7 protein-coding genes are annotated in these 7,564 nt (G+C 59.0%); 1 reads left to right on the forward strand and 6 read right to left on the reverse strand.

The genetic code is table 11. The annotated features are described in order from the left end of the window. Positions 1–102: 102 nt before the first annotated feature. The 6 genes from QMM04_RS19340 to QMM04_RS19365 form a co-directional block, all read right to left on the reverse strand. Positions 103–1,113, reverse strand: a complete 1,011-nt coding sequence (locus QMM04_RS19340) for a helix-turn-helix domain-containing protein (protein WP_241798452.1) — start codon at positions 1,111–1,113, stop codon at positions 103–105. Positions 1,114–1,384: 271 nt separating this feature from the next. Further along, a complete protein-coding gene (locus QMM04_RS19345) occupies positions 1,385–2,503 on the reverse strand; it encodes an FAD-binding oxidoreductase (RefSeq protein ID WP_211724682.1) in 1,119 nt (372 codons plus the stop codon). Between the two features lie 33 nt (positions 2,504–2,536). Beyond that, positions 2,537–3,610, reverse strand: coding sequence for a Gfo/Idh/MocA family oxidoreductase (locus QMM04_RS19350; protein ID WP_282996794.1), 1,074 nt, complete (start codon positions 3,608–3,610; stop codon positions 2,537–2,539). Beyond that, on the reverse strand, positions 3,610–4,356 hold the full coding sequence (locus tag QMM04_RS19355; RefSeq protein WP_021509433.1) for an amino acid ABC transporter ATP-binding protein: 747 nt from the start codon (positions 4,354–4,356) through the stop codon (positions 3,610–3,612). Before QMM04_RS19355 ends, QMM04_RS19350 begins: the two co-directional genes overlap by 1 nt. Position 4,357: 1 nt before the next feature. After that, positions 4,358–5,164, reverse strand: coding sequence for an amino acid ABC transporter permease (locus QMM04_RS19360; protein WP_282996795.1), 807 nt, complete (start codon positions 5,162–5,164; stop codon positions 4,358–4,360). A 73-nt stretch (positions 5,165–5,237) separates the two neighbouring features. After that, a complete protein-coding gene (locus QMM04_RS19365; RefSeq protein ID WP_058776328.1) occupies positions 5,238–6,059 on the reverse strand; it encodes an ABC transporter substrate-binding protein in 822 nt (273 codons plus the stop codon). 195 nt (positions 6,060–6,254) lie between these two features. Between QMM04_RS19365 and QMM04_RS19370 the strand changes: the two genes are divergently transcribed. Then, a complete protein-coding gene (locus QMM04_RS19370) occupies positions 6,255–7,331 on the forward strand; it encodes a LacI family DNA-binding transcriptional regulator (protein ID WP_159377730.1) in 1,077 nt (358 codons plus the stop codon). Positions 7,332–7,564: the final 233 nt, after the last annotated feature.

Raw genomic sequence — 7,564 nt, forward strand, 5'->3', positions numbered from 1 at the left:
CGGCATCACATCACAAAAGGTTATTTCAAAAATTATGAATAAATTAACTTCTCAGGATCATTAATTTTGAAGTAATTAAAAACTTTCAAAATGCGTGGCGTATTATTTGGTGCTAATTACCTGCGCCTTACGGTGTGCTATCCACTCACGATACTGGGCCGGCGTCATCGCCATCACCTGATGGAAGGCTTTACGAAAGGCGGTATCTTCACTGTAACCGCACTGCAAGGCGGTCTGACGCACGCTGACGTCGGTGCTGGCCAGAATGGTACAGGCCAGTTCAATGCGGATGCGGGTGATAAACTCTTTTGGCGTCTCCTGCGACAGGGCTTTCATTCTGCGCTGCAGGGTGCGCCCGGTAACGTTGAGTGCGGCTGCCAGTTGCGCGGCATTGATGGCGGGATTTTCCAGGCGGATGATCTCCTGCGCCCGCACCAGAAACGGCGTGCTGCTTTTCCCCGCACCCGGCGAGCCGGGAAGGTGGGTGTGCAGCACAGGGTTATCGGCCAGCGACATCTCCCGGGTGAGATCCGCCACCGCCTTGCCGGCGCTTTTTTCAATGATATACAGGGCCAGCGATATCCACGAAAAACAGCCACCACTGGTAATGACGCGATCGTCTTCCTCCAGCGTTTTGCCTTTCGCCAGTCGCGCCTGCGGATAGCGCGCCTGCAGCATATGGCTGACCCACCAGGTGGTGGTAAAGGAACGATCATTCAGCAAACCCGCCTCGCCAAGGATCACGCCACCGGTGCCCGCAGCAGCCACCCAGACACCCTGCTGATAGAGTTTGTTAAACCAGCCAGCAGCCTGACGGATACTGTTGAGGTTAATCGGTTGCAGGTCGGGCCCCAGCAACATGCCGGGCGCAATCACCACATCAACCGCACCGGCCCCCTGAAATGAGCTGTCGATGTGAATCAGGCGGCCTTCCGTATCCCACACCGGATCCCCGTTGGCGCTGACAATCAGCGTTTCAAAAGCTTTATCGGGAAAGCGTGCGGCGTGCACGGGGGAAGAGGCAATCGCTTTGTTGGTTATCCAGAAAAGGTCGGTCATTCCGGCAACGGCGGACAGTACGCTGCCTTCCAGGGCGAGTATGGCGATACGCATAAGGGGTTTCCTGTGTTCAGATTGTCGTGATTTGCATGAAAAATGTGACATTTTCCGCCGCTGAAGCTTTATGGCCTCAATAGCGGACTCTTATTTTATCTGGCCCTGGCGGTTGTCATCGGAAAAGAAACCGGCAATACGCGAATATCAGACCAGCAGGGAAGCGGAAAGGGCGCGTGGACGAGGCGATGGGATTGGGCAAAGTCGCGGTGTGTGACAGACAACAGGGCGTGTAGCCAGCGCCACTTTCTTCGTGGCGCTGGTGCTGACGTTAGCTGAATCTTTCCGGGCGGAAGGTCGCCAGCATCGGGTGTTTAATGCCGGTGAGTATCTCCTGCGTCAGTATCTCACCGAGGATCAATGCCAGCGTGGCGCCGGAATGGGTGAAGACAACAAAACAGCCGGGAACCTGCTGCAGCTCACCGACCACCGGTTCGCCATCGCCAGGAATCGGTTTGAGACCGATTTTCCAGCTGCTGGCTTTCAGCGGCGCGCCGTCAGCGATCAGGTTACCCGCTTCCGCCATCAGCTGGTTAATGACTGCAGTATCAATGCTGTACTGCCCGTCGGCCTGCGCGACGATGTGCTCTTCATACCAGTCATGATCGACGGCGATGGTGTTGCCGGGATTAGGCCGGACCGCCGCGCGCGGCGTATTCATTACCACCTGCAGCCGGTGATCGCCGGGCTGGCTGGTCACCAGCATAGAGACCGGAGAACCGTTGGGGATGTGCACGCCGAGCGGGGCAACCACTTCCGGCGTCCACGGGCCACACGCTACCAGTACGCGATCGGCCAGCAGCTCACCGCGCTTTTCGCTGCGAATGCCGCTGGCCCGGCCGTCTTTGGTGATCACGCTGGCTTTACCGGCGTGCTCAACGATCTCTCCGCCCAGCGCGCGCAATGCCTGAACCAGATGCTCAACCAGATGCGGCAGGCTGACCCAGCCTTCACCGGGGTTGGCAATCGCCACCTGACTCAGGCTGGCCGGATTCACCTGTGCATCGACATCACCGACCGTGGCGCGATTGATCAGCTTTGAGTCGTAGCCCTGCGCTTTTTCATAGTGATGACGCGCTTTGGTGCCCGCGTCATCGTCTGCGGCCCAGTAAATCGCGCCGTCGAAGCGCAGCCAGTCGAGCTGCGGATGACGGGCAAACAGCGTGCGATAGCGGTCAATGCCCGCCATGCGCAGCGCATGGTAAGGCTGTGAACGCTCGCCCGCGGAGTTGAGCCAGGAGAGGGAGCGGCCGGTAGCGCCGGAGCAGAGTGCCGCTTCCGTCACCAGCGTGACCTGCGCGCCCGCCTGCGCCAGTTGCCAGGCGGTTGAGACGCCGAGGATGCCGCCACCCAGCACGATGACGGTTTTTGCCACGGTTTTGTCAGACATCATTCATTCCTTCTGTTAAAAAATGTTCGCCCTTCAGGCAATACGTACGCGATGCTGCCGATGGAGCTGCTCAATAAGCTGTAAAACGCCGAGCGCTTCACGCGCATCAACCGGCGGCGACCCGCCATGTACCAGCGCGTGAGCTAACAGCTGATAGAAAGCGGGGTAGTGACCACGTTCAATCGGCACCGTTATGGTTGCCCCGACCGTGCCGGCCCGGGCAACGTTTTCTGCCGGCGTGACGCCGTACTGGCTATCGCCGGGCGACATGCCAGCCGCCAGCTGCGGCTCCTGATTGTCCAGCCCCCAGTGGGTGAAAGCGCCTTTGCTGCCCAGCAGGTGAAAGCGCGGCGCATTCAGTGCCGCCTGGCCATTCATCCACAGCCGCGAGCGCACGCCGTTGTGGTGCAGCAATGAGACAAAACAGTCCTCGTCGCTGTCCGATTGCGGGCCGGAATGGCGCGCCAGCTCTGCCGTGGCATGGGCGACCGGGCCAAAGAGCTGGATGGCCTGATCAATCAGATGGCTGCCGAGATCCAGCAATAAACCACCGCCCTGTGCCAGCGTGACGCTGTCACGCCAGTTGCCGAATCCCTGCGGTCGCCACCACTCGAAACGCGACTCAAAACTCCTTACGGTGCCGAAGGCTTCCTGGTGTACCAGGCGCTGTAATGTCAGAAAGTCACCGTCCCAGCGTCGGTTATGAAACACGGTGAGCAAGGTATTGGCCTGCTGCGCGGCAGCGATCATCATTTCTGCCGCCTGCACGTCTGGTGCGAACGGTTTATCCACCACCAGATGGATCGCGCGCTGGCTGGCCTGCACAGCCTGCTCCGCGTGTTGCGCCGGCGGCGTGGCCAGCACGATGAGATCGATGCCGATCTCGCCGCCATCAATGGCCTTGAGCAGCGCTGGCCAGTCCGGCAGCACGCGCGCCTGGGGGTAACGTTGCTGCGCGGTCGCTACGCGTTGGGCATCGCCTGTGACGATAACGTCGAGACGATAGTCGGCGTTATGGGCAAGCAGCGGTGCATGAAACACGCTGCCGGCGACGCCAAATCCCACCAGCGCCGTGCGGACTGGGCCGCTAACCTGAAGATGTGTCATTACAGCACCTCCGACAGAAAACGCTGCAGGCGCGCGGACTGCGGACGGTCAAAGATTTGTTCCGGCGTGCCGGCTTCCACGATTTCACCTTCATCCATAAACACCACCTGGTCGGCCACGCGCCGGGCGAAGCCCATCTCATGGGTCACGACCACCATGGTCATGCCGCGCTGGCACAAATCGGCCATTAACGTCAGAACGCCTTTCACCAGCTCAGGGTCGAGTGCCGAGGTGGCTTCATCGAACAGCATCACTTCCGGTTCCATCGCCAGCGCGCGCGCTATTGCCACGCGCTGCTGCTGACCTCCGGAGAGATCGCGCGGACGGTGATCGGCTCGCTGAGCAAGTCCCACTTCAGCCAGCCGCTGACGGGCAATCTCCAGCGCTTCGGCTTTCGGGCGGCCTTTCACTTTCCAGGGTGCCAGCGCCACGTTTTCCAGCGCGCTGTGATCGGGAAACAGGTTGAAATGCTGAAACACCATGCCAATTCTCAGCCGCAGTGCATCGGGCTTGTCCTTCAGCACAGAACGCCCGGCCAGTAAGACATCGCCATTCTTCGGCTCATGCAGGCGATTGATGCCGCGCAGTAAGGTGGATTTTCCCGATCCCGAGGGACCGATGATGCAGGTGGTGGTGCCCGGTTCGATGCTCAGTGACACATTACGCAGCACCTCAATCGGGCCGTACGCCAGCGTCAGATTGCGCAGCTCGAGGCTGGCGCCGTGAAATGCAGATGGCATGGCCATATTAGTGTCCTCGCTCGCTGGTAAGGGAGACCGCCGGAACCACGTTGCGCTTTTGCTGCACTTCATCGAGCTCCTTCAGGCCGCTTTGTGACGCGGTGGCGCGGCGACGTCCGGTACGGTAGCGGACGTCGATGTAGTTCACGGCGTGGGTGAGCGGCACGGTGATCACCAGATAGAACAGCCCGGCCAGCATCAGGGGTGACAGGTTGCCGCTTAGCACGGCGGCATCCTGGCCGACGCGGAACAGCTCACGCTGACCGGTCATCAGGCCCAGCAGATAAACCAGCGACGAGTCTTTGATGATGGCGATGAACTGATTGACTATCGCAGGCAACACGCGGCGGATGCCCTGCGGAATGATCACCAGGCGCATCGCCCGGCCATAGCTCATTCCCAGCGCCCGGCAGGCTTCCATCTGCCCCTGTTCCACGCTCTGGATACCGGAGCGGAAAATCTCGCCCATGTAAGCGCTGGCAATCAGGCTCAGGGCAAAAATGCCGAGCGGATACGGCGTCGGACCAAATAGCTGATAGCTGAAACGCGCCAGGCCCTGACCAATCAACAGAATGGTCAGGATGGAAGGCAAGCCGCGAAACAGATCGGTATACAGCCGCGCGGGCACGCGCAGCCAGCGCGAGGGCGAGATGCCCATCAACGCCAGTATCAGGCCGAATAACGTGCCCACCACGGTGGCCGCCACGGAGATAATGATGGTGTTGACCAGTCCGGTTGCCAGCAGCTGTGGCAGGACGTCCATCATCGATGGAATATCAAAAAACGTACGGGAAAGAATAGTGATCAGATCCATAGCCGATTCTCGGTTGCGGGTGACGGACATGCGCCGTCACCGGATGCAGTCTCACGCATAACGATGCGCAGGGTTATTGGCCGCCGGGCAGATACTGTTGCGGCATTGGCGAACCCGGGAACCACTTCTGGTACAGCTGTTTCCAGGTCCCATCCTGCATCGCCGCTTTGATGGCTTTATCCAGCGCTGCTTTGAACTCGGGCTTGCCTTTGGCGATGGCGACACCCGCAGGCGCGTCAAATGAAGGGATGTTCGCCGCCGTGACCAGCTTAAAGCGGGTGGCATAATCTTTGGCGGCTTCGTAGTCGAGGAACATGGCATCCAGCGTGCCGTTATTCAGCGCGGACACCGCTGCGTTGTTATCGGGGAAACGCACCAGATCGGTCTGTTTGAAGTGCTGCAGCGCATAGTTCTCCTGCAGCGTGCCCTGAATCACCCCCAGCCGTTTATGCGCCAGGGTTTCAACGTTTTTCACCCCGGAATCGCTGCGGGTCAGCACTGTCAGATAGCCCGCAAGATAGCCGGTGGAGAAATCGACGGTTTTTTCGCGCAGCGGCGTGATGCCAATCGCGGCGACGCCAGCATCATACTGGCCATTTGCCACCGCCGGCAGAATGGCGGAGAAGTCCTGACCGATAAAATCCACCTGATCGATGCCCATGCGATGCGCCACATTTTTGAAGAATTCGACGTCAAAGCCGGTGAAGTTGCCGTTTTTATCGGTGAAGGTGTAGGGCTTCGCGTCGCCGAGGCTGGCAACGCGGAGATGACCGGGTTCGATCAAACCCCAGGGATTACTGTCGCTGGCGGCGTGGGCGCTCCAGCTGGCGGAAACCAGCATTGCCGTGCCGAACAGGGCGGCGTTCAGGTGATTGAAACGTTTGTGCGATGTCATAAGGCTCTTCCGTCTGTGCAGGTGAAACTTCAGAGTTCGCCAAGCCGGTTTATTGTTATTGAGACCGGTCTCAACGCGGGGCAAAATGAAACCGGCTCTGGTTGTGAGACCGGTCTCATTCGGATATACTGATATTAAGCACACGCTATCAGCAGCGTCAATTATGTTGTTATCAACTTGTGATTCGAAATAATTATGACCAATGAAAATGCTCGTTCACGCGGTCCGACCGTCGCCGACGTCGCCCGCGCCGCCAATGTTTCCAAAGCTCAGGCGGCACGCGCGCTGGGCGGGTATGGTTCCGTCAGTGAAGACGTGCAGACGCGGGTGAATCAGGCTGCTGAAGCGCTGGGATACCGACCGAACGAGCTGGCGCGCAGCATGAACACCGGCCGCTCCAATACTATCGGGGTGATTGTCGGCGACATTGAAAACCCGCACTTTGGCCTCGCGCTGCGCGGCATGGCCGACGTCGCGCGCCAGGCGGGTTTTCACCTGCTGCTGAGTAACAGCGATGAAACGCTGGACGAGGAACGGGAAGCCGTGCGCGTGATGCTGGATAAGCGCGTCGATGGCATCATCGTCGCGCCGTGCAGCTCATTGTTTGAGGATAACGAGCATCTTCGCCAGGTGCTGGCAGAAGGGCGTTCATTAATGATGTTCGACCGGGCAGTGCAGGGGATGGAGGTAGAGACCATCCAGGCGAACTTTGTCGCAGTGGCCAAACAGGCGACGGAGCTGTTACTGGCGGCCGGACATCAGCGTATTGCTTATCTCTCGAGCATGCGCAGCGCTGCACCTTATTCGCCGGCAATCACGCTGGGCCCCACGCCGGTGGCGCAACGTGTTAGCGGAATGATTGATGCCTACCGGGCCGCAGGTAAGGAACTGGATCCAGCGCTGATTCGGCTTAATGCGCTCAGCGAAGCCATCATTGAGCAGATCCTGACTGAACTGCTGGCGCTCGCCGAACCACCCAGCGCGCTGATTGCCTCCGATAACCTGATTGCGATGGGCATCCTGCGCGGTCTGGCCAAACGCGGCCTGCGCGTACCCGAAGATATCTCTTTTGTGATGTACGACGATTTTCCCTGGACCGAGCTGATGTCACCGCCGCTGACCGTGGTCGCCCAGCCGGTATATGAAATGGGGCGCGAAGCCGCGCGCCGGTTGATTTGCCACATCCGCCAGCAATCCGCCGGCGCCTTACCCGCATTTGACAGCTGGATGGTGGTGCGCGGCTCAGTGGGGGCAAACCCGTCGGCCCGGTGATACAATGTGCCGCGGCAGGCTTGTGGAATTTCTCCCTGCTTTTTTGGTCGCCATGAATGGCGCCCCTACAGAAAACGGCGCAGTTTTGTCCTTTCTTACGCACCAGTGAAGCATTGGTTTTACTGGTTACACCACTACTTCTCATGATGAAAAAAATAGATCTGAAGGTGACTCGACTAAGGAAAAAATACCATTATGATTTCAAATGATAATGTTCTTAATGCATCATCCTT

The organism is Pantoea sp. Pa-EAmG, assembly GCF_030024295.1.
GTDB classification, from domain to species: domain Bacteria; phylum Pseudomonadota; class Gammaproteobacteria; order Enterobacterales; family Enterobacteriaceae; genus Pantoea; species Pantoea dispersa.